Annotated in this window: 16 protein-coding genes; 10 read left to right on the top strand and 6 right to left on the bottom strand. The window is 74.8% G+C overall.

Features of this window, described 5'->3' with window-relative positions:
• Positions 1 to 220 precede the first annotated feature (220 nt).
• Both AB0J86_RS22070 and AB0J86_RS22065 read left to right on the top strand, forming a co-directional pair.
• Entirely contained in the window at positions 221 to 2,425 is a 2,205-nt protein-coding gene (locus AB0J86_RS22070) for a M1 family metallopeptidase (RefSeq protein ID WP_363859460.1), read from the top strand.
• Positions 2,426 to 2,592: 167 nt separating this feature from the next.
• On the top strand, positions 2,593 to 2,943 hold the full coding sequence (locus AB0J86_RS22065; RefSeq protein ID WP_363859459.1) for a DoxX family protein: 351 nt from the start codon (positions 2,593 to 2,595) through the stop codon (positions 2,941 to 2,943).
• Positions 2,944 to 3,025: 82 nt separating this feature from the next.
• On the opposite strand, the gene AB0J86_RS22060 is transcribed toward AB0J86_RS22065, so the two are convergent.
• On the bottom strand, positions 3,026 to 4,915 hold the full coding sequence (locus AB0J86_RS22060) for a sialidase family protein (protein WP_363859458.1): 1,890 nt from the start codon (positions 4,913 to 4,915) through the stop codon (positions 3,026 to 3,028).
• A 139-nt stretch (positions 4,916 to 5,054) separates the two neighbouring features.
• Here AB0J86_RS22060 and AB0J86_RS22055 point away from each other — a divergent pair, with 139 nt between their 5' ends.
• Positions 5,055 to 5,600 (top strand): hypothetical protein, encoded by a 546-nt coding sequence (locus AB0J86_RS22055; protein ID WP_363859457.1) that lies wholly within the window; start codon positions 5,055 to 5,057, stop codon positions 5,598 to 5,600.
• A 145-nt stretch (positions 5,601 to 5,745) separates the two neighbouring features.
• Here the strand turns inward: AB0J86_RS22055 and AB0J86_RS22050 are convergent, their stop codons facing one another.
• The 4 genes from AB0J86_RS22050 to AB0J86_RS22035 form a co-directional block, all read right to left on the bottom strand.
• Positions 5,746 to 6,795: a polysaccharide deacetylase family protein gene (locus AB0J86_RS22050; protein ID WP_363859456.1), complete on the bottom strand. Its 1,050-nt coding sequence runs from the start codon at positions 6,793 to 6,795 to the stop codon at positions 5,746 to 5,748.
• Positions 6,796 to 7,185: 390 nt separating this feature from the next.
• Positions 7,186 to 7,578 carry a nuclear transport factor 2 family protein gene (locus AB0J86_RS22045; protein WP_363859455.1) on the bottom strand — a complete coding sequence of 131 codons (393 nt, stop codon included), beginning with the start codon at positions 7,576 to 7,578 and terminating at the stop codon, positions 7,186 to 7,188.
• 5 nt (positions 7,579 to 7,583) lie between these two features.
• Positions 7,584 to 10,154, bottom strand: coding sequence for a wax ester/triacylglycerol synthase domain-containing protein (locus AB0J86_RS22040; RefSeq protein WP_363859454.1), 2,571 nt, complete (start codon positions 10,152 to 10,154; stop codon positions 7,584 to 7,586).
• 225 nt (positions 10,155 to 10,379) lie between these two features.
• Positions 10,380 to 12,062 (bottom strand): alpha/beta hydrolase, encoded by a 1,683-nt coding sequence (locus AB0J86_RS22035; protein ID WP_363859453.1) that lies wholly within the window; start codon positions 12,060 to 12,062, stop codon positions 10,380 to 10,382.
• Positions 12,063 to 12,326: 264 nt separating this feature from the next.
• On the opposite strand from AB0J86_RS22035, the gene AB0J86_RS22030 reads away from it, so the two are divergent.
• The 3 genes from AB0J86_RS22030 (at position 12,327) to AB0J86_RS22020 (ending at position 15,289) form a co-directional block, all read left to right on the top strand.
• The gene (locus AB0J86_RS22030; RefSeq protein WP_363859539.1) at positions 12,327 to 13,256 is read left to right on the top strand and encodes a DMT family transporter; all 930 of its coding nucleotides are present in this window, start codon (positions 12,327 to 12,329) and stop codon (positions 13,254 to 13,256) included.
• Positions 13,257 to 13,412: 156 nt separating this feature from the next.
• Positions 13,413 to 14,270 carry a MerR family transcriptional regulator gene (locus tag AB0J86_RS22025; protein ID WP_363859452.1) on the top strand — a complete coding sequence of 286 codons (858 nt, stop codon included), beginning with the start codon at positions 13,413 to 13,415 and terminating at the stop codon, positions 14,268 to 14,270.
• The gene (locus AB0J86_RS22020) at positions 14,267 to 15,289 is read left to right on the top strand and encodes a BtrH N-terminal domain-containing protein (RefSeq protein ID WP_363859451.1); all 1,023 of its coding nucleotides are present in this window, start codon (positions 14,267 to 14,269) and stop codon (positions 15,287 to 15,289) included. The genes AB0J86_RS22025 and AB0J86_RS22020 overlap by 4 nt, the downstream gene beginning before the upstream one ends.
• Here the strand turns inward: AB0J86_RS22020 and AB0J86_RS22015 are convergent.
• On the bottom strand, positions 15,264 to 16,478 hold the full coding sequence (locus AB0J86_RS22015; RefSeq protein WP_363859450.1) for a GAF domain-containing SpoIIE family protein phosphatase: 1,215 nt from the start codon (positions 16,476 to 16,478) through the stop codon (positions 15,264 to 15,266). The two genes, AB0J86_RS22020 and AB0J86_RS22015, sit on opposite strands and share 26 nt — an antisense overlap.
• 270 nt (positions 16,479 to 16,748) lie before the next feature.
• On the opposite strand from AB0J86_RS22015, the gene AB0J86_RS22010 reads away from it, so the two are divergent.
• From AB0J86_RS22010 to AB0J86_RS21995, 4 genes are all read left to right on the top strand, one after another.
• Positions 16,749 to 17,183: an ATP-binding protein gene (locus AB0J86_RS22010; RefSeq protein WP_363859449.1), complete on the top strand. Its 435-nt coding sequence runs from the start codon at positions 16,749 to 16,751 to the stop codon at positions 17,181 to 17,183.
• 439 nt (positions 17,184 to 17,622) lie between these two features.
• Positions 17,623 to 19,302, top strand: coding sequence for a carbamoyltransferase C-terminal domain-containing protein (locus AB0J86_RS22005; protein WP_363859448.1), 1,680 nt, complete (start codon positions 17,623 to 17,625; stop codon positions 19,300 to 19,302).
• A complete protein-coding gene (locus AB0J86_RS22000; protein ID WP_363859447.1) occupies positions 19,299 to 20,312 on the top strand; it encodes a glycosyltransferase in 1,014 nt (337 codons plus the stop codon). Before AB0J86_RS22005 ends, AB0J86_RS22000 begins: the two co-directional genes overlap by 4 nt.
• Positions 20,312 to 21,072 (top strand): HAD-IIIA family hydrolase (locus AB0J86_RS21995; protein WP_363859446.1); only part of this gene is annotated, 761 nt, incomplete at its 3' end. The genes AB0J86_RS22000 and AB0J86_RS21995, both read left to right, overlap by 1 nt.

The raw sequence follows: 21,072 nt of genomic DNA, 5'->3' as shown, positions 1-21,072 counted from the left end.
CCGATCCGGCCGGTCGGCTCCGACATCGGTACCGGGAGGGCATTGCGTTGCATGGTCGGCGGACAATTCGCGGGCCGGAACGTGTTCGTCGGCGCCACCGTCCACCTCGGTGCTCCGCAAATAGCATGACCGCGTCGGTGGCGCCGGCGCCCGTCGATCTTCCGGGCCCGGTGCCGTCTCGCGTTCCGACCCATGCGGAGAAGACATGTTACGCAGAGCCATGCCCGCACTGTCCCTCGCTCTCGCCGCCACCCTGCTCGCGCCGCCGACCGGCGCGACGGCGGCCCGGGGCGGACTGACGTTCACCCCGGGCGGAGGGACGTTCACCCCGGGCGCGCCGGGCGCGGGCGATCCGTACCTGCCGCTGGCCGGCAACGGCGGCTACGACGTCCGGCACTACGGTCTGGACCTCACCTACGCCCCCGCGACGGACGTGCTGACCGGCGTCGCGACGATCACCTCGGTCGCCACGCAGAACCTCTCCGCCTTCAACCTCGACCTCCAGGGGCTGACCGTCCGGTCGATCACGGTCGACGGGCGTCCGGCGACGTGGCGCCGGGACGGCGGCGAGCTGACCGTGACACCGTCGCGGGGGCTGCCGGACGCCACCACCTTCACCACCGTGGTCCGGTACGACGGCGTGCCGCAGACCGTCGACGACCCGGCGATCGGCACCTCCGGGGTCGTGCACACCGACGACGGCCTGCTGATCGCGGGCGAGCCGCACGTCGCGGCCACCTGGTTCCCGGTGAACGACCACCCGAGCGACAAGGCGGCCTACACCACGCGGGTCACCGTGCCGGACGGCCTGACGGCCGTCGCGAACGGCGTCCTGACCGGCCGGACCAGCCGCAACGGTTCGACCACGTGGAGCTGGGACGCGCGCGAACCGATGGCACCCTACCTGGCCACGGTGACCGTCGGCCGGTACGACCTGCGCGCCTACCAGCAGGACGGCATCCGGTACTGGGACGCCGTCGACACCCGGCTGACCGGCCCGGTGGTCGGGCCGCGTACCGGTGACCGGCTGCTCTACTCCGGCGCCGAGGTGCCGGCGTACAAGCGGCTGACCCGGACCATCGACGTGCCGGCCGGCGGCGCGCGACTCAGCTTCTGGGTGGATCTGTCCACACCGGACGCCGGGTACTTCTTCGTCGAGGCGCACACCGTCGGCGCGGACGACTGGACGACCCTGCCGGACGTCGACGGGGTCGCCCGCACCTGGGCCGGCTCGCTCTGCGACGGGACGCACCCGTTCCTCGCCCACTACCTGACCGCCGCCGCCGACGGCACGTGCGAGCCCACCGGCACCACCGGCCGGTGGTACGGGTCGAGCTCCTTCAACTACGGCGACGAGTACGGTCCCTGGACCGCCGACCTGGGCGCGTACACGGGCAAGCGGGTGGAGGTCTCCCTCTCGTACGTGACCAAGCAGCCGGGCCCGGGGGAGGACGACACCCCGCGCACCGGCGTCTACCTGGACGACGTGACGGTCTCGACCGGCGCCGGCAGCACCTCGTTCGAGACGGACGGGGACACGCTGGACGGCTGGTCCACGCCCGGCGCTCCGGCGGGCAGCCCGGCCAACCCGAGCACCTGGCGCTCCGCGACCGTCGACCAGCTCCCGTCCGCGGGCGGGGTCATCGACACCACGCTGGCCCGGCAGCCGGAGATCATCAAGTTCCTCTCGGGCCAGTTCGGGCCGTACCCGTTCCCGGTGGCGGGCGCGATCGTCGACGACGCGCCGATCGGCTTCGCACTGGAGAACCAGACCCGGCCGATCTACTCGCCGGACTTCTTCTACTACCGCAACCAGGCCGTCAGCACGGTGGTGCACGAGTTGGCCCACCAGTGGTTCGGGGACAGCCTGACGGTCCGGCAGTGGAAGGACACCTGGCTCAACGAGGGCTTCGCCACCTACGCCGAGTGGCTCTGGGCCGAGCACGAGGGCCGCTCGACCGTACAGGAGACCTTCGACAGCTACTACGACGCGCTCCCGGCCGACGACCCGGTGTGGGAGCTCACCATCGGCGACCCCGGACCGGAGGAGATGCTCTCCGGCTTCGTCTACGGCCGCGGGGCGATGACCCTGCAGGCGCTGCGGAACACCGTCGGGGACGCCACCTTCTTCACCATCCTGCGCACCTGGACGTCGTCGAAGGCCGGCGGCAACGTCAACACCGCCGACTTCGTGGCGCTCGCCGAGCGGATCTCCGGCAGGTCGCTGGGCGCGCTCTTCGACGCGTGGCTCTTCACCCCGGGCAGGCCCGCGTTGACCGGGGCGCTCGCCGCCGCCCACGACGCCCGGCCGGCGGCCGACGCGGTACGGGCCGCCGACGCGGTACGGGCCGCCGGCCGGGGCGGGCGAGCCGGGCACCCCGGGACGGGGACGCCGCTGCCCGGCGGGCAGTCGAGGCGGTACTGACCCGCCACCGCCCGAGCGCCTCCCGCCGGTGGTACGGCCCGGTCCCGGGCCGTACCACCGGCGCGGCTGTGCGTTGGGTCACTTCGTCGGCTCGACCGGCGCGAGCGGTCACATCGGTCCCGCGGGCGGTGTCTCCCCAGCAGCGGCACGATCTGAGGAGAAGCCTGATGAACACCGCTTACGTCATCGTCACCGTCGCGGCGGCCGCCTGGGTGGCCTTCTCGGCGTTTTCCATGTACTTCCGCGCCAGGTGGGTCGTGGAGCCGCTGGCCGCCTACGGCGTACCGGACTCCTGGCGGCCGTGGCTGGCCACGGCGAAGCTGGCGGGCGCGGTCGGCCTGGTGGTCGGCCTGTCCGTGCCGGTCCTCGGCGTCCTGGCCGGGATCGGTCTGGTGCTCTACTTCGTCGGCGCCGTGGTGACGGTGCTGCGGGCCCGCTCGTTCTCGCACGTGCCGTTCCCGCTGCTGTACCTGGCCCCGGTGGTCGCCTCGCTGGTGCTGTTCTCGGCCGCCTCCTGAGCGCGGCGGAAAGCGGTGCGGCTCCGGGTCGAGGACCCGGAGCCGCACCCGTTCCCCGTCGGAGCCGCCGGACGGGCGTCGCTCAGCGGGTGCGGTCGAAGGGCAGCCGCAGCTGGAGCCCGCCGGTGACGTCGCCACCGCCGAAGAGGGTGGCGACCTCGGACTGCGGCAGCGCCCGGTTGTAGTAGCGGTAGTCGTCGAGCTTGCCGGTGAACGGGTAGACGCCGTCGAGGCGCCGGCCGAGGTAGATCCGGAACGCGTCGGCGATCGCCGGGTCGGCGCTCACCGAGCCGGTCAGCCCGGTCGCCTGGGCGAGGCGGCCGCCGTCGAGGTACAGGGCGAGCGTGCCGCCGGCGCGTACCAGGGCGAAGTGGTGCCAGACCTGGTCGTCGAGGGTACCGCCGAGCGGGTCGGTGGCGAACATGTCGACCGCCGAGGTCGTCGTCTCCGCGTGGCCCCGGATCAGCGGGAGGCCGTTCGCGTTGCGCTCCAGCCGGAGCCACACCTGGGGTTTGCCCGCGCCGGTGTTGTACGCCCAGAGCAGCGCCTGCGTGGTGGCCGACGGCCCGTACGCGAACCAGCCCGTCCAGGTGAAGTCGTTGCCGAGCGGGGCCAGGTTCTCCGCGTACGGGACCTTCACGTACGAGCCGCTGCCCAGGCTGGCCGCGTTGCCGGACCGACCGGCGGTCAGCGTGGTGCCGTCCTCCAGGCAGGCGTCGTTGCCGGAGCCGGACTCCTCCGGCGTGACCTTGAGCGTGCCGATGTCGCCGGGCGCCGCGATCGGGGTGTGCACGAACCAGCTGATCGTCCGGTTCGCGTCCATGTCGGGTCCGGCCTCGGCCAGCACCAGCACCTTGCCCGAGCGCAGCGGCGCCAGGTCCGTGTACGCGGCGTCACCCGACCAGAGCTGGGTGCCCTGGTTCGCGTCCGTCTCCCAGCTGCATCCGGAGTTGAAGGAGGTGCGTACGCGCAGGTCGTGCCGGCGGTCGCAGATCGACGGCCCGGCGAAGAGCAACTGGTTGCCGGCGCGCAGCACCCCGCTGTAGGCCAGTGGGGTGACCAGGTCGGACTCGACCTGGAACCGGCGGCGGAAGCTGCCGGCGCCCGGGTCGAGGATCGCGTAGAGCCGGTTGTCGTGCCCGGCGTTGGCGCACTTGTCGTCGGTCGGTGAGTCCTCGTTGGCGTGGTTGCGCGCCGAGAGGTAGACCCGGCCGTCGGACAGCTCGGCGACGCTGATCTCCTGCGGGTCGAGCGTGCCAGTCGCCTCCTGTACCGGGCCCATCCGCCAGTCCGCCCCGTCGTTGTCGCTGTAGACCACGCCGCCGTACGAGGGCCCGCCGTCCTCGGGGACGAAGTTGACGCCCGCGACCAGCCGTCCGGTGGAGAGTTTGACGGCGTGACCGGGGCCGAACGCCAGCCAGAACGGCGGGGTGTCGCCGAAGCCGAGGTCGTCGAGCAGGTCGTTCGGCGCCGGCGAGGTCGGCCAGGTCAGGCCGCCGTCGTGGCTGTAGGTCGCCCGGGGCGTACGACCGCAGGTCGACGGCCAGCCGCACTCCAGTACGGAGAGCAGCACGATGGTGGCGGTGCCGGGAATCGCGACCGGGGTCGGGTTGCTCTTGGCCATGCCCCAGCCCCGGACCACCATCTGCACCGCGCCCCAGGTCTTGCCGTCGTCGACGGAGCGGCGCGACACGATGTCGATGTCCCCGTGGTCGCTGCAACTGTCCCGGCGGCCCTCGGCGAAGGCGACCAGCTCGTCGCGGAGCACCCCGTCGGCGTCCGGGTAGTTGGCGCGGACGACGGAGGGGATCCGGAAGCAGGCGTAGCCGCCGTCTCCCTTGTGGAAGATCTGCTGGCCGGCGGGGGGTTCCGCGGTACCGGCCGACGCGGGCGGCGGCGCGGTCAGCGGTGGGCCGAGCAGCGCGGCCGTGAGGGCGGCGAGCGCCACCCGGACAAGGGTTCTCTTGGACATGCCTGAGCATACGTCCCACGTGGGATGTCGAGCGGGCGTGCCCGGCCGGTCCGCGCTTGACCTTCGAGTTGGTCGAGGGCCCAGGATGGCGGCCGTGCCCGTCCCGGGTGCCCCATCCGACGAGCATCGAGGAGAGACCATGAGCCAGCCCACCGAGACCGCCCCTGCCGACGCCGCGCCTGCCGACGCCGCGCCCGCCCGGACGGCGCCGGACGAGGTCATGGAACGGGTCGTCGCGGCGGTGCGGCTCGGCCAGTCCGGGCGAAGGATCGAGGCCCGCGACACCCTCACCGCCCTCTGGGACCGGATCGGCGCCGACGGCGACCCCTTCCACCGCTGCACCCTCGCGCACTACCTCGCCGACCTCCAGGAGACCGCCGAGGAGGAACTGGTCTGGGACGAGCGCGCGCTGGCCGCCGTCGCCGACCTCACCGACGAACGCGCTCAGCGGTACCACTCCTCGCTGCGGGTCCAGGGTTTCCTGCCTTCGCTGCACCTCAACCTGGCCGACGTCCACCGGCGACTGGGCCACGCCGGTACGGCCCGCGACCACCTCGCCGTCGCGCGTGACCTCGCCCGGGATCTTCCCGAGGACCCGTACGGCGACCTGGTGCGCGCGGGCATCCGCAACGTGACCCGGGCCCTCGACGCCGGATCGACGGAACGTCTCGACACCCACCCCTGACCGGCGGGCGAGCGGGCGGGTGACGCGCCCCCGCCGACACCCGCCCGCTCCGGTCCGCCCCGCTCCGGTCCGCCCCGCTCCGGTCCGCCCCGCTCCGGTCCGCCCCGGTCCGGTCCGGACCGGAGCGGAGAGTTCCACGGTCCGGTCAGGGAGTTCTGCAGGAGACGCTCGGCGCGGTCCAGTTGCCGTTGGCCATGACCGTGAAGCCGAAGGTGGTCGAGGCGCCGGCCGCGAGGTTGCCGTTGCCGTTCGGCCGCATCGTCATGACCGTGCCGCTGCTGTCCCAGCTCGGCGTGCCGTTCCAGGTGGTGGAAACGCGCTGCGGCGAGCGCAGCGTGACGACCGAGGTCCAGCTGCTGATCGCGGCGCTGCCGGCGGTGATGCGTACCTCGCCGTTGAAGCGGTCGCCCCAGCGCTGGGTCTCGCGGTAGGTCGCCGTGCAGAGGCCGGCGCCCGGCGGGTTCGTCGGGGGACCGGTCGGCGGGGTGGTGCCGTCGGGTGCGACGGCCCGGCCGGTCGTCGGCGAGATCATGCCGGCGCAGAGGTTGCGGCTGGCCAGGTTCGCCACGATCTGCGGGATCGCGTTGATGGTGGTCTGGTAGCCGTCGTGCATGAGGATGACGCCGCCGGGTTGGAGGGTGGACGCGGCCTGCACGATCTGGCTCGTGCTCGCCCCGTTCCAGTCCTGCGAGTCCACCGACCAGATCACCTCGGTGAGCCCGAGCTGGGACTCGACCGCCCGCAGCGTCGCGTTGGTCTCCCCGTACGGGGGTCGGAACAGCCTCGGCGCGGTGCCGGTGATCTGCTGGATCGCCTGCTGGGTCTGGCTGAGTTCGGAACTCATCTGCGCCTGGCTGAGCTGGGTCAGGTGCGGGTGGGTCCAGCTGTGGTTGCCGATCCACATCCCGGCCGACTGCTGCGCGCGTACCAGGCTGGGGTTCTGCTGGGCCCGCTGGCCGATGTTGAAGAAGGTCGCCCGTACGCCGGCCGAGCGCAGCGCGTTGAGCAGGCTGTTCGTCGTGCCGGTGTTCGGGCCGTCGTCGTAGGTCAGCGCCACGTAGCCGGCGCTGCAGTCGGCGGCGGCGGACGAGGGAGCGGCCGTCGCCGCGAGCGTGGCCGCGGCGCCCATGGTGATGGCGGCGCAGGCGGCCAGGGCGGCGCCGGTACGCCTGGCGCGCCGGGACGGGGGATGCATCGTGGACCCTCCTTCGGGGTGGCTGCGCGGGCGACCGCCGAGCGGCGGGCAGCCCTGGTCGGCCGGCCGCGGCCAGGGAGATCGCGGCCGGCGGTCGGTCGAGCGTGTTGGGGTACGGCACCGGCGACGCCGTTGCCGGAAATCAGATCGAAACTTTTCGTAGTATGGTCCGGATGTTTTCAGAGGGCAAGAGGCATCGACGTTCGACTATTGTTGCGGTTGGGGTGGTGTTCGCGGGGTGCGCCAGCGCCGGCATTCACCGCGTGGGGACTCCTCGGCACGGCCGACGGGCGGGACCGGTGAGCGCGGGACGGTAGGCGCGATGGAGTGTGTTCCGGAACATCTCCGGAAGCTGCGTCATGCCGTGCGGCGGCCGGAGTTGGGTCCGGGTCACGCCCCGTCGGGGGCGACCTCCGCGGACCGCTCCGGCGTGAACGGCCACTCCTCGAACGCGCGGCAGCGCCCGTCGTCGGCGAAGCGGACGATCCACAGGTCGCGGTACTCCTCGGTGACCGGGTCGCCGTAGTGGACCTCGACGCGTACCACCGCGGTGTCGCCCTCGACCGCGACGATGTCGCCGCGCATCCGGAACACCTCGTCCGGGCCCTCGCGCTGCTGCTCCCACATCCGGGCGATCGCGTCCAACCCGACCACCGGCGGCCGGTACGGCGCCTGCCGGTAGCTGGCGTCCGGAGTGAAGATCGTCGCGAGCGCGTCGGTGCCGGGCGCGCGCCACGCGTGCTCGTACGCCGCGACCCAGGCCGACACCCGCTCCCGTTCCATGCCGGTCAGTCTGCCACCGTCAGCTCGGCGAAGGCGGCCCGCAACTCGGACACGAACGTCTCGGCGCTCCAGGCCAGCGAGTCGTCGAGCAGGACGCCCACGCTGATGGTCTCGCCCCAGCGCATCACCGCGACACCGATCGGCACCTTGTCGGCCAGCGCCACCACCGGCGTGACGGCCCGCACCGGCGCGCCCGCCATCAGCTGCGGGTGCGCCACCCCGCTCATGTACGACACGATCACGTTGACGAAGCGGCTGTTGTAGGCGCGCCGCGCCAGCAGGCCGTGCACCGGTGCGGGCAGCGTACCCATGGCCCGCATGACCAGGGCGGCGGCGAGCGGTTCGCCGCTGGTCAGGCTCTCCCGCAGGCTGTCGCGTACCCGGGCGACCCGCTCGGCCGGCGCCATCGGCTCCAGCGGCAGGTCCAGCGCCACCGCCCCGGTCCAGTTGCCGTGGGTGCGCGGCCCGCCGCGCGGGTCGAGCGAGACCGCGAACATCGCCCGCAGTCGCGGCGGCATCGGTACGTCCCGGTAGGTGCGGCGGATCGCCTCCGCGGTCACCGCGCACATCAGCTCGCTCGTGTGCGCCTGGCAGTCGCGGGCCGCGCCGCGCACCGCCGTCGTGGGCAGGGTCGCGCTGACCAGCGTACGGCGGGACGTGGTCAGCGGCCGGTTGAAGGCGGCCTGCGGCGCCGGGCCCGCCACCGCGAGGCGTACCAGGCCACGGGCGGCGGCCAGCCCCCGGCGTACCCCCTCCCGGGCCGAGGCCAGGATGCCCGCCCGGGGTCCGGTCTCCGGCTGCCGGGCGGCCGGGCGCGCCGCCGGGCCGCCCCGCTCCCGGGGCGCCGGATCCAGCAGGCGCTGGAGCGTACCGATGACGGAGAGCCCGTCCCCGAGGCTGTGGTGCAGCTTGATGGCAAGCCGGCCGCGGCCCCCGGGCAGGCCGGTGACCAGCAGCATCCGCCACAGCGGGCGGTGCATCGGCAGCGGGCGCGACCAGAACTCGCTGACGGCCGCGCCGGCCTCGGCCTCGCCGGCCCCGGCGGGCAGCGGATGTTCCTCCACGTGGGCCGCCGGGTCGACCTGCGCGACCACCACCCAGCCGGGCCGGCGCAACGGGCCCCGGTCCGCCAGGCGCCGCCGCAGCGTGGTGACCGTCGGCAGCCGCTGCGCCAGCAGCTCCAGCACGTCCCGGCGCTCGACCGGGCGCCCGTCCGGCCGCGGGTCGAGATCCAGCACGGCACCGATCTGTTGGGTCACCGTGGCCGACTGCACGTGCAGGAAGAACGCGTCCGGGGCGCGCAGCGGCCAGCTCGGCGCGCGCCGTCCCGGCTGGGCGCCCGCCCGGCCGTTGCCGTGGCCGTTGCCCCGCACGGCCGCCGGGGCCGCCGGCTCGCTCGGGGTGGCGCCGCCGGCCAGCGCGGGCAGGCCCAACTCGGCGAGGTACCCGTTGTCGGGCGCCGGACCCGGCCCGGCCGGTGCCGCCGCCCGGGCCAGGCCGACGGCGCGTACCAGGTCGGGCAGGTTCTGGTAGGTGCGGGTGAGGCCGACGGCGGTCATCAGGGCGGCGTTGGCGGCGCCGTGGGCCGCGATCGGCCGGTACATCAGCATCGGCGTACCGGTCGCCCACGCCTCCAGCGCGGTCGCCCCACCCGCGTTGGTGATTACCAGGTCGGCGGCCCGGTACAGCTCGGCCATCTCCTCCACCCAGCCGAGGACGGACACCCGCTCCGGCGGTACGCCCAGCGTGGCGAGACGGCCGGCGAGCCGCTCGTTGTGCCCGCAGACCACCACCACCTGCACCGGGTCGCCCAGCCCGGCCAGCCCTCGGACCGCCTCCTCGACGGCGCCGAAACCGAAGGTGCCGCAGGCGACCACGACCACGTACCGGGACTCGTCCAGCCCGAACCGCTTGCGGGCCTCGGCCCGGTCCCCGGGGTGGAAGGCCCGCACCACCGGCGGCGTGCAGACCGCGATCGGCGCGCCCGGCGCGGCGGCGTCGGCCACCGGCACGGCCCGTGGGTGCACCACCAGGTTCAGGTCGAGCTGCGGATACACCCAGAAGGGGTGCGGGGCGAAGTCCGAGACCCAGGCGCCGACCGGTACGCCCAGCCCGCGCCGCCGGCGCAGCCAGGCCAGTCCCGCGCTGCCCAGCGGGTACGTGGAGAGGATCAGGTCCGGGTCGAACGCCTCGATCCGGGGCGCGAGCCGGCGACCCGCCCAGGCGCCGGTGAACGCCTTCGCCGCGCGGGCGAAGCCGGGGTGGCGCCAGAGCGTGCCGTAGAAGAACTCGTAGAGCCAGGGCGTCACCTCGACGTTGGTGATGTAGATCCGACGGAAGACCGGCCCCACCCCGGGTCCCATGACCCGTAGCGTGTCCAGCCAACGCACCTGGCTGCCCGGCCAGAGCTCCTGCACCCGCTCCTGCAGCGCCCGGCCGGTGGCGTGGTGCCCGCCGCCGATGTCCGCCGAGACCACCAGCACCCGCCGCGCGACCCCCGGTGCCGGCGCCGGAGCGCTCGCCGCGGGGCGCGCGCGTCCGGGCGGCGGCCGGCTGGCCGTGGGAGGCAGTGTCATGCCAGCTCCTCGCGGGGACGCCAGCCCGCTCGTTACCCGTTCGGGCGGCCATGGGCAGCGGCGGCAGCCTTGGGCCCGGGCCCCGGAACCGGCCGGTTCCCGCGTCGGCCGGGGCACCGGCTGCGCCGCATACGCCCAGAGTGTCATGCCGGCCAGGCTCCGCGGTCCAGATTGGCGGAGCAGCCGACCGGCCGGCGCGGGGGCGGCGGCGATCCGCTCGGCGGGTCACGGGCCGGGGCGGGCCGGGCAGCGGCCGGGGTCCGCGGGCGCGGGCGGATCGCGCCAGGCCGGGTTGAGCCCCGGCGCGAGGCTCGGCGCCTGCCAGGCCGCCGCGGCGGCCCGCACCGCCCGGTACGAGCCGGTCCGGGGCGCCGGCGGCGGCGCGCCGTTCAGGAACGCGACGATCCGCCGCTGGACCGAGGCCCGCCCGTAGTCCATGGCGTGCCGCTCCGGTACCACCACGACGGGGATGCCCGGCTCGGGTCCCGGCGGGTCGGCGATGGCGTCCAGCACGGGCAGGAACGCGATCATCCGTATCCCGGGCACCGGGCAGAGGACCCGGTCGCGGTACCGGTCGCCGCCGTCGAGCAGCGAGCGGACGAACGGCTGGTCGCTGCTGATGCCGGTACCGCCGTTGCTCTGGATCACGCTGAAGATGCCGCGGAGCAGCCAGCCGGTGGCCAGCCCCCACCCGCCGTTCGCGTGGGGCGGCGGGTAGTGGACCCGGCCGGGCTGCGGCAGCGGGCTGAGCAGGATCGCGCCCTGCACCTCCGGCGTCGGCCGGCGCTCCAGGTAGGCGCGGACGACGAGGGTTCCCTCGCTGTGCCCGAGCACCGCGACCGGGCGCCCGGTGCGGCGGCGCACGTCGGCCACCTGCCGGGCCAGCAGATCGGCGCTGCGCTCCAGCGACTGGTGCGTGCTGGCCGGCCCGTACGGCAGCGGCCGCCCCCGCTCGTCGATCCCCGCGTACGAGAAGCGCGTCACCGGCAGCACCGGCCGGGCGGCCGGGTCGGGCGCGTACCCGATCCCGCCGTCGTACGTCGAGTCGTACCCGCCGACGTAGACGAGCGCCTGTCCCGGGGCGGGCGCGCCGTCGCGCAGCACCAGCGCCGGGGGCGGCCGGGCGGCGTTGCGGGAGCCGGAGCGGGCGAGCGCGCCGCTGCCGGCGAGCGCGAGCAGCAGGAGCAGCACGACGGCCGGTACCAGGGGCAGCCGGGGCGCCCGCGGGCGGGTGCGGGCGACCGCCCGTACCAGGCCGCGCCAGATCGGCGCGTTGGCCGCGCCCGCGACGGCGGCCAGCGGCACGGCCGCCCAGCCGGGGCTCAGCCCCACGGCGAGCGCGCCCAGGGTGGCCACCACGAACGCGGCGACGGTCCAGGCCAGGGCCGCTGGCGGCGGCAGCCCGCGCCACCAGGTACCGGTCACCGGGGCGCGGGCCAGGGCCAGGGCGAGCGCGAGGACGGCGATGGTGGCACCCACGGAGAACCAGGACAGCGCGGTGACGCCGGCGGCGACCGTGACCGCCGCCCACGGCGCGAGCGCGGCCAGGCTCACGGCGGTGGCGATGAGCGTGGTGCCGGCGAGTCGCCGCGGGCAGGGGCGCGGGGTCTCCGGCGGCCAGGCCGCCAGCACGGTGGCGGTGCCGAGCACGGTACGCAGCGCGACCGCGCCGAGCAGCGCGAGCGCGAAGGTCGTCCAGGAGTCGTGGTACACCAGCACCCACCGCAGGTCGTGGAAGACCCCGACCGGCACGGGCGCGCCGGCCTGCGGCGCGAGCGCCAGCGCGGCCCGGTTGCCGGCCCAGAGCAGCAGCGCCGCCTCGGCCGCGGCCGGCCCGGCGGTCAGCGCCAGCAGGACGCCGGCCGCCGCTCCGGGCCGGGCGGCGCCGAGCCGGAGCACGATTCCCACCCTCGTCCCTTCGCCGCGCCGCCGCGCCGTCCTGTCATCGCGCCGGCCTGTCATCGTGCCGGCGGTCCGGCGCCGGCTACCCCGGCGGCGACGCGCCAAACGGAGCGCACTTGTCGATCAGGGACTGGTGGTCGGCGGTACGACCCGAGGGGCGGCTCGTGCCGCGCCAGAATTCCACGATCGAGGCGGGAAGGGGAGGTTTGTCCGTGGCGGGGCGGGGAAGTCGGGTGCCGCCGGCACCGGCGCGTACCGTCCGGCGTGAGGATGGCCGATGACTGCCCCGACCGGTTCGTGAACCCGGGCACCCGGGCCGCGCTCGGTACCGTGCTGGCCGTCGCGGCGGCGGCGGCCTTCGGCATCTCGTCGGTGTTGCAGTACCGCGCCAACCAGGGGGTACCGCAGCAGCGGGTGGGACAGCCGTCGCTGCTGGTACGGCTCTGGCAGCGGCGCACCTGGCGGTGGTCGGTGCTGCTGGCCGCCGCCGCGTTCGGGTTGCAGGTCGCGGCGCTGGACTTCGTACCGCTGATCCTGGTGCAGCCGCTGCTGGTGACCTCGCTGCTCTGGTACGTCCTGCTGATCGCGGTGCCGCGCCGCCCGGACCGGACGATCGTGCTGGAGGCGTCGCTCTGCCTGATCGGACTCTGCTCGTTCCTGCTGCTCGCCGCGCCGAGCGCGAACCGCAGCCGGGGGCTGGACTCGTTGGGGTCGGCCGCGTGGCTGGCGGGCGGATTGGCCGTCGTGATCGGGTCGTGCCTGCTGTTGGCCGTCCGGCTCGGCCGCCGCTGGCGCCCGCTTCCGCTCGCCACCGCCGCCGGCGTCTGCTACGGCGTCACGGCCGGTCTGATCAGCAGCCTCGCCCACGCCTTCCCGGAGGGGCTGCCGGCGGTCTTCGGCCACTGGCAGACGTACGGCGTGATCGTGCTCGGTCCGATCGGCGTGCAGCTCAGCCAGAACGCGTACCAGGCCGGCCCGCTCGGCGCACCGGCGCTGGCCACGTTCACGGTCACCGATCCGATCGTGGCGATCGCGGTGGGGCTGCTCTGGCTGGACGAGCGGATCCGGACCGCACCCTGGTTCCTGCTGGGCGAGGCCGCCGCGCTCGCCGTCCTGATCGTCGGCGTCTTCCTGCTCGCCCGGCGCGCGCCGCACGCGGACCCGGGCGGCTCGCCCTCCCGGAACGGCCACGAGCCCTGAACCGGTCCCCGGTCCGGGCACGTGCGCGGCCCGGGGCGGGCGGCGGGCGAGATCCGGCCGGACGGCTCCGTCATGATGCTCCCCGTGGCCGGTCCGGCGGGGCCGGCCGGGGTTGACCCTCTCCCCGGGGGAGGGTCGAGGCTGGGGGAGGCGCTGGTGACGGGGCTGATGCCGATCGGGGTCTTCGCGCGGGCGACCCGGTTGTCCGTCCGGGTGCTGCGTAACTACGACCGGCTGGGTCTGCTCGTCCCGGCGCTGGTCGACCCGGATACCGGCTACCGCCGGTACGGCGTCGACCAGTTCTCCCGGGCGGGGCTGATCCGGCGGCTGCGAGAGCTGGAGGTGCCGTTGCCCGAGATCGCCGAGATCCTCGCGGCCGGCACCCCGGAGCGGGCCCGCGCCGTCGTGGCGCGGCACCGGGAGCGGGTGGCCGCGCGGGCGGCCCGGCTGGACGAGATCGCGGGGCGGTTGGCGGTGGTGCTGGCCGATCCGGGACGCGTGCCGGGCTGGCTCCAGGTGTACGAACGGTGGCGCGACGCCCAGCCGGTCGCCCGCACGCTGGTGCGTACCCCGCTGAGCGGCCTGGCCGAGGCGCTGGCGCCCGGGTTCGCCCGGCTCTTCGCCGGCCTCGCCGAGCAGGGGATCGTCCCGACGGGCCCGGCCGGGACCCGCTACCTCAGCGACGATCTCGACGCGGCGGAGTCGGAGGTGGAGTTGTACGTGCCGGTGGCGCGTCCACCCCGGCCGACCGCGACCGTCGCGGCCGGGGAACTGGCGGGCACGCTGCTCGTGGCGACCGTGCACGAGGGCGGCTACGACGAGATCGAGACCGCCTACGGGTCGCTGGGGCGCTGGATCGCGGAGCAGGACCGGGTGCTGGCGGGCCCGGCCGAGGAGTGCTATCTCGTCCCGCCGGCGCCCGGCGTACCCACGACCGCGCTGCGTACGGAGATCGCCTGGCCGGTACGCCTTCCGCCCGCACCACCTCGACCCGCCGAACAGGAACCCACATGATCATAGAGAACGTCTCGTTCGCCGGCCGGCACTGCGAGACCACCACGCTCGGTGCCCTGCTGCGCCACGCGGGCGTCGACCTCTCCGAGCCCATGCTGTTCGGCCTCGGCGCGGGCCTGGGCTTCGTCTACTGGGACGCCAAGGGCATGGACTTCCCGTTCCTCGGCGGTCGCAGCAGGCCGACCGCGATCACCCGGACCGTGGCCGACCGGCTGGGCCTGACGCTGCGGATCCAGGAGACCGGCTCGCCCCGCAGGGCCTGGCGGAACCTCACCGCCGCCCTCGCCGCCGGACGCCCGGTCGGTCTGCGACTGGACTGCTACCACCTGGACTACTTCACCACGAAGGTGCACTTCGGGGGCCATTTCGCCGCGATGTACGGCTACGACGAGACGCACGCCTACCTGATCGACACCGTCGAGCAGGGCGGGGCCGTGACGACCACGCTGACGAGCCTCGAACGCGCCCGCGACGCGCGCGGACCGATGAGCCCCCGCAACCTGTCCTACACCGTCGGCGGCCCGGTGGACCGGCCCGACCTGGGCGAGGCCGTCCGGGCGGCCATCCGCGACAACGCGTGCGCCTTCCTCGACCCGCCCATCGCCAACCTCGGCCACCGGGGTATCGGCAAGGCGGCCCGGGAGGTACTCCGGTGGCTCGACCGCTCGGGCGACCCGTCCCGGGACCTCCCGCTGGCCGCGGCGCTGATGGAACGCGGCGGGACCGGCGGCGCCCTGTTCCGCGCCATGTACCGCGACTTCCTCGCCGAATGCGCCACGATCGTCGACGACGACAACCTCCGCCTCGGTCACCGGCTGTACGCCGAGATCGCCCCGTTGTGGACCGAGGTCGCCGACCACATCCGGGCCGCCGGGGAGACCGGCGACCGGGACCGGCTGAGCCGTGCCTCGGCGATCCTCGCGGAGCTCGCCGAGCGGGAACGCCACGCGATGCGGATCCTGGCCGGCGTCAGGACCTCGGGGGAGACGGTCCCTACGCCGTCCGGCGGTGGATCGTGAGCAGGGCGATGTCGTCGGCGGCCTGATGGTTCGACCCGAGGGCGGACATGATCGCGGTACAGACCGTCTCGGCGGTACCGGGCCGGGTGGCCGCGAGGAGCCGCTCGAATCCGGCGTCGATCGGCTCGCCGCGCCGCTCGATCAGACCGTCGGTGTAGCAGACCAGCACCCCGTCGGACGGGAAGGCGACGGCCGTGGTCCGGCGTCGCTGCGGCCGGCCGGTGCCGAGCGGCGGGTCCACCGGTACGGCGAGCAGCTCCGCCGGGTGCTCCGGCCCGACGAGCACCGGTGGGAGGTGTCCGGCCAGGGATATCCGGATCTCGCTCCGGTCGGGGCTGATCATGGCGTAGAGCGCGGTGGCCAGGTTCCCGGTCTCGAAATGGTGGATCTTGCGGTCGAGCCGGGTCAGCGCGTCGTCGGGGTCGTCGCACTCCAGCGTGTAGGCGCGCAGCGCGCTGCGCAGCCGCCCCATCACCACGGCCGCGGGCAGCCCGTGCCCCGAGACGTCGCCGACGACCACGCCGAGCCAGCCGGAGGGGAGGGTGAAGACGTCGTACCAGTCGCCGCCGATGCCGTTGTGCTGGCCCGGGCGGTAGCGGGCGGCGAGCTCGACGCCGGCGACCCCGGGCAGTTGGCTGGGGAGCAGGCTGCGCTGGAGGGCGAGCGCGGCCGTACGGTCGATGTTGCCCATCCGGGTCTGGCTGGCCAGGGTCGCCCGGTCGGCCACCAGCCGCAGCAGCTGTACGTCGTCGGCGGTGAAGCGACGCGGGGTGAGCGTACCGATGTGCAGCACGCCGACGACCCGGTCGCCGGCCAGCATCGGCACCCCGAGCAGGGAGCGGATCCCCTTCTCGATCAGCACCCGACTGACCACGTCGTTCGGCGTGACGTCCTCGAGGACGATCGGTTGCTGCTCCTTCGCCACCCGGCCGTTGAAGCCCTGGCCGATGTTGAGCCGGAAGCCCTCGTCGACCTCCTCCTCGATCCCCTTCGCGGCCGTGGTCACCAGCTGACGGCCGCCCTGGTCCATCAGCATGATCGCCGCCGTGTCCACCTGGAGCAGGTCGCGGACGCGGTCGAGTAGCTCGTCGAGGAGGTCCTCCACGCCGAGCCGGGAGAGCGCGGCGTCGGTGACCGCCTCGATACGGCGGAGTCGCTCGTCACTCCCGGTGCTGCCTGCGTCGATCACGGGAAGAGCCTAGCCCTCGACCGGCCCGATCCGGTCGCTCGACCCGGTGGGTGGGCGACCCCCGCGCCCGTACCGCGGCCCGACACCGTACGTTCCGGCGGTTGTCGCGCCCGTCCGGGCGGCCTGCGGCCGGCGTACAAGATCACTCAGGGCGGGGCAAGCCGGTAGAAGCGGTCATCCGACACAACTCGTCCCCTGGCCGGGGGTTAGATGCGCTGTCTCGGGTACCTTCATCACGGCATTGGATCAGAGCCAGGGGAAGGAGGTGCCATGGGCGGACCACCCCCCGACAGTCCACTTCGCGGCGTGACGTCGCGGCTACTCTTCGCAGCCGGCTTCGACGCGTCCCGGTTCGCGGAGGTTCGCCGGCACGTCGATGTGATCGCCGCGCAGTGTGGGCTGGCCCCGGAGAAGACGGTCGACTTCGTCGCGGCCGTGAACGAGGTGATGACCAACGCCATCCGGCACGGCGGCGGCCGGGGTGAACTGCGCCTCTGGCGGGACAGCCACCTCATCTGTGAGGTCCGCGACCACGGCCCGGGCTTCGCGGCGGAGAAGTACGTCGCGCGCCGCGACCGTCCGGCGCCCTCGCCGACCGGGGGAATGGGGCTCTGGATCGTCCAGCAGACCAGCGAGGTCCTGGCCATCGACAGCGACGGGGCCGGCACGACCGTCCGGATCAGCACCGCCCTGCCGCCGCGCTGACGCCCGCCGGCACTGCTGACGCCCGCCGGCGCCGCCAACGTCGCCGGCATCCTCGCGCCCGCCGGCACTGGCAACGTCGCCGGCACTGCTGACGTCGCCGGTACCTTCGCGCCCGCCGGACCTGACATCTCCCGATGCCCGGCTCGGGCGGCGTCTCGTCGCCCGCCGGCGCCCTGGTTCGCGCCGCGTTCTGCCGCCCTCGGGGCCGAGCCGCGGCCGGATCCGTTCCGCGCCGGTCGACCGGCACCCGACCCCTTTATCGCTCGCCGTGTCGACGCGCATCCGCACGGTGAGCCTTCGCGCGTCCGACCCTCACGGGCCACCGATGGATCGTCCGGATTGGACGTATACATCGCTGCCGTCGGCATGGACAAAAGCGACTTATGGGAAGTGGCTGATCTTGTGGTTGAGCAGGTCCCGCCAGGGTAGAAGCCCAGCCATGCGTGTTCTCGGGATCAACGCGGTCTTCCACGACCCGGCCGCCGCCCTCGTCGTCGACGGCAGGGTGGTCGCCGCCGCCGAGGAGGAGCGGTTCAGCCGGCGCAAGCACGGCAAGCGGCCGGTGCCCTTCTCCGCCTGGGAGCTGCCGGAGTTGTCGGCGGCCTGGTGCCTGGAGCGGGCCGGCATCGACGCCGGCTCCCTCGACGCCGTCGCGTACTCCTTCGACCCCGGGCTGTGCCGCAGCGCCGACAGCCTCGGCCTGACCGACCCCTGGGACTGGCTGCGGATCGAGTACGCCAAACGTGCCCCGGCCTTCCTCGCCGAGGCGCTGCCCGGCCTCGACCCGGAGCGGGTGCGGTTCGTGCCGCACCACGTGGCGCACGCCGCCTCGGCCGGGCTCGCCGCGCCGCCGGCCGGTCCCGGCACCGGCGAGCGGGCGGCCGGCGACGACCGCGCCGTCCTGGTACTCGACGGGCGGGGCGAGGTCGCCAGCCACCTCGCCGGGGTGTACCGGGACGGCCAGCTGGCCCAGCTCGCCGCCCAGGAACTGCCCCACTCGCTCGGGCTGCTCTACGAGGAGCTGACCCGCCACCTCGGCTTCCTGCACTCCAGCGACGAGTACAAGGTGATGGCGCTGGCCTCGTACGGTGAGCCGCGACACCTCGGGGCGCTGCGCGACCTGATCCGCCCCACCGGCAACGGCGGGTTCACGGTCGAACGGATCGACTGGGCGGGACTGGCCAAGCCGCGCGCCGCCGGGGAGGAACTCGGCGCCGAGCACGCCGACCTCGCGGCGAGCGTCCAGGCGCGGCTGGAAGAGGTGCTGCTCGACCTGGCCCGTTGGCTGTACGACGCGGCCGGCGGTCCGTCGACGCTGACCTTGGCCGGCGGCGTGGCGCTCAACTGCGTCGCGAACGCGCGGCTCGCCGCCGAGGGGCCGTACGAGCGGGTCTGGGTGCAGCCGGCCGCCGGCGACGCGGGTACGGCGCTCGGTGCCGCCCTGCACGTGGCCGAGGCGCTGGGGGAGCGGACCGCGCCGATGCCCGGCGTCGACCTGGGCCGCCGGTGGAGCGACGAGGAGCTGGAACAGGAGCTGCGCCGCGCCGCGCTGCCGTACCACCGGCCCGAGTCGATCGCCGTCGAGGCCGCCCGGGTGCTGGCCGGCAACGGCGTGGTCGCCTGGTTCCAGGGCGGCAGCGAGTACGGCCCCCGCGCGCTCGGGCACCGGTCGCTGCTGGCGAACCCGGGCGACGCCGAGACCACCCGCCGCATGAACGACGTCAAGGGCCGCGAGCAGTTCCGGCCGATCGCCCCGATGGTCCGCGCCGAGCGGGCGGCGGAGATCTTCGACGGGGTGCTGCCGAGCCCGTACATGCTCTTCGTGCACCGGGTGAAGCCGCAGTGGCGGGACCGGATCCCCGCCGTGGTGCACGTCGACGGTACGGCCCGGGTGCAGACCGTCGACGCGGGGACCGAACCGCTGGTGGCGGCGATGCTCGCCGAGTTCGAGCGGCTGACCGGCCTGCCGGTGGTGGTGAACACCTCGCTGAACACCGCCGGGCGGCCCATGGTGGACACCCCGCGCGAGGCGATGGAGCTGTTCGGCTCCGCCCCGGTGGATCTGCTCGCGCTCGGCCCGTTCGCGGTGCGCCGCGCCGACCTGGCCGGCCGCCCGTGATCAGCATCGTGGTGCCGACCGTCGGGCGACCCAGCCTGGCCCGGCTGCTGCGCGCCCTCGCCGAGCAGGTGGGCAGCGGTCCGGAGCCGGAGATCCTGCTGGTCGACGACCGCGCCGCCGGCGGCGGGGAGCTGGCCGTACCGGGGGCGCTGGCGCCGTACACCAAGGTGTTGCGCGGGCGCGGCGCCGGCCCGGCGGCGGCGCGCAACGTGGGCTGGCGCGCCGCCCACCACCCCTGGGTGGTCTTCCTCGACGACGACGTGCTGCCCGCGCCGGACTGGCTGCGCCGGCTCGCGGCCGACCTCGCCGTCGGCGACCGGGTCGGCGGCGTCCAGGGCCGGGTACGGGTCCCGCTGCCGGCCGACCGCCGCCCCACCGACTGGGAACGCGCCACCGCCGGCCTCGCCGAGGGGCGCTGGATCACCGCCGACATGGCCTACCGCCGGGCCGCGCTGGTCGCCACCGGTGGCTTCGACGAGCGCTTCCCCCGGGCCTTCCGGGAGGACGCCGAGCTGGCCCACCGGGTACGCCTGGCCGGCTGGTACCTCAAGCGCGGCGGGCGGACGGTGACGCATCCGGTCCGGCCCGAGGACCGCTGGGTGAGCCTGCGCACCCAGCGGGGCAACGCCGACGACGCGCTGCTGCGCCGCCGCTACGGGCCGCGCTGGCGCGCCGAGCTGGGCATACCGGCCGGACGGCGGCACCGGCACGCCCGGATCACCGCCGCCGGGGCGCTGGCGCTGGGCGCGCTCACGCTGCGGGGCGTCCACCGGCCCGCGAGCGCGACCGGGCGGTGCCTGGCCGGGGTGGCGGCCACGCTCGGCGCGGGCGTCTGGCTCGCCGGCACCGCCCGCTTCGCCGCGGCCCGGATCGCGCCCGGCCCCCGTACCGCCGAGGAGGTCGGCACCATGCTGGTGACCAGCGTGCTGATCCCGCCGCTGGCCGTCGGGCACTGGCTGCGCGGCTGGTGGGGTGCCCGGGCCGTGTCGCCGTACGGGCGGGAGCGCTGATGCGCCCGCTCTTCGACGCGGTGCTGCTGGATCGGGACGGCACGTTGGTGGAGGACGTGCCGTACAACGGTGATCCGGAGAAGGTGCGGCCGTTGCCGGGTGTGCGGGTGGCGTTGGACCGGTTGCGGGCGGCGGGGTTGCGGCTGGGGGTGGTGACGAACCAGTCGGGGTTGGCGCGGGGTCTGTTCTCGGGTGGGCAGTTGGCGCGGGTGAACGCGCGGGTCGAGGAGTTGTTGGGTCCGTTCGACACGTGGCAGGTCTGTCCGCACGACGAGACGGCCGGTTGCCGCTGCCGCAAGCCGGGCCCGGCGCTGGTGGAGCGGGCCGCGGCGGCGCTGGGTACCACGCCCGCCCGCTGCGTGCTGGTCGGCGACATCGGCCGCGACATGGCGGCGGCGCTCGCCGCGGGTGCGAGCGGGATCCTGGTGCCGACGCCGGTGACCCGGGCGGAGGAGGTGGCCGCCGCGCCGGCGGTCGCGTCCGACCTGAACGGTGCCGTCGATCTGATCCTGCGTCGTCAGGGGCTGCTCACCGCCGCGCCGCCGGCGTCCGGCGCCGTACCGCCGGCGGGGTTCGGGGTCGGAACCGTCCGGCGCCCCGCCGGGCCGTCCGTCGGGTCGGTCGTCGCGCGGCGGCGCGGTTGCGTGCTGGTGGTCCGCAGCGATTCGGCCGGGGACGTGTTGGTGACGGGTCCGGCGATCCGGGCGGTGGCGGCGGGTGCGCGGCGGGTGGTGCTGTTGTGTGGGCCGCGTGGTCGGGC

Source organism: Micromonospora sp. NPDC049559 (assembly GCF_040676675.1).
Classification (GTDB): Bacteria; Actinomycetota; Actinomycetes; order Mycobacteriales; family Micromonosporaceae; genus JBFAPK01.
This window is presented reverse-complemented; position numbering and strand designations above follow the sequence as displayed.

What these genes read in the sequence shown, in the direction of transcription:
- AB0J86_RS22070 (WP_363859460.1), top strand. Translation starts at nt 221, where the DNA reads ATGCCCGCACTGTCCCTCGCTCTCGCCGCCACCCTGCTCGCGCCGCCG.
- AB0J86_RS22065 (WP_363859459.1), top strand. Translation starts at nt 2,593, where the DNA reads ATGAACACCGCTTACGTCATCGTCACCGTCGCGGCGGCCGCCTGGGTG.
- AB0J86_RS22060 (WP_363859458.1), bottom strand. Translation starts at nt 4,915, where the DNA reads ATGTCCAAGAGAACCCTTGTCCGGGTGGCGCTCGCCGCCCTCACGGCC.
- AB0J86_RS22055 (WP_363859457.1), top strand. Translation starts at nt 5,055, where the DNA reads ATGAGCCAGCCCACCGAGACCGCCCCTGCCGACGCCGCGCCTGCCGAC.
- AB0J86_RS22050 (WP_363859456.1), bottom strand. Translation starts at nt 6,795, where the DNA reads ATGCATCCCCCGTCCCGGCGCGCCAGGCGTACCGGCGCCGCCCTGGCC.
- AB0J86_RS22045 (WP_363859455.1), bottom strand. Translation starts at nt 7,578, where the DNA reads ATGGAACGGGAGCGGGTGTCGGCCTGGGTCGCGGCGTACGAGCACGCG.
- AB0J86_RS22040 (WP_363859454.1), bottom strand. Translation starts at nt 10,154, where the DNA reads ATGACACTGCCTCCCACGGCCAGCCGGCCGCCGCCCGGACGCGCGCGC.
- AB0J86_RS22030 (WP_363859539.1), top strand. Translation starts at nt 12,327, where the DNA reads ATGGCCGATGACTGCCCCGACCGGTTCGTGAACCCGGGCACCCGGGCC.
- AB0J86_RS22020 (WP_363859451.1), top strand. Translation starts at nt 14,267, where the DNA reads ATGATCATAGAGAACGTCTCGTTCGCCGGCCGGCACTGCGAGACCACC.
- AB0J86_RS22010 (WP_363859449.1), top strand. Translation starts at nt 16,749, where the DNA reads ATGGGCGGACCACCCCCCGACAGTCCACTTCGCGGCGTGACGTCGCGG.
- AB0J86_RS22005 (WP_363859448.1), top strand. Translation starts at nt 17,623, where the DNA reads ATGCGTGTTCTCGGGATCAACGCGGTCTTCCACGACCCGGCCGCCGCC.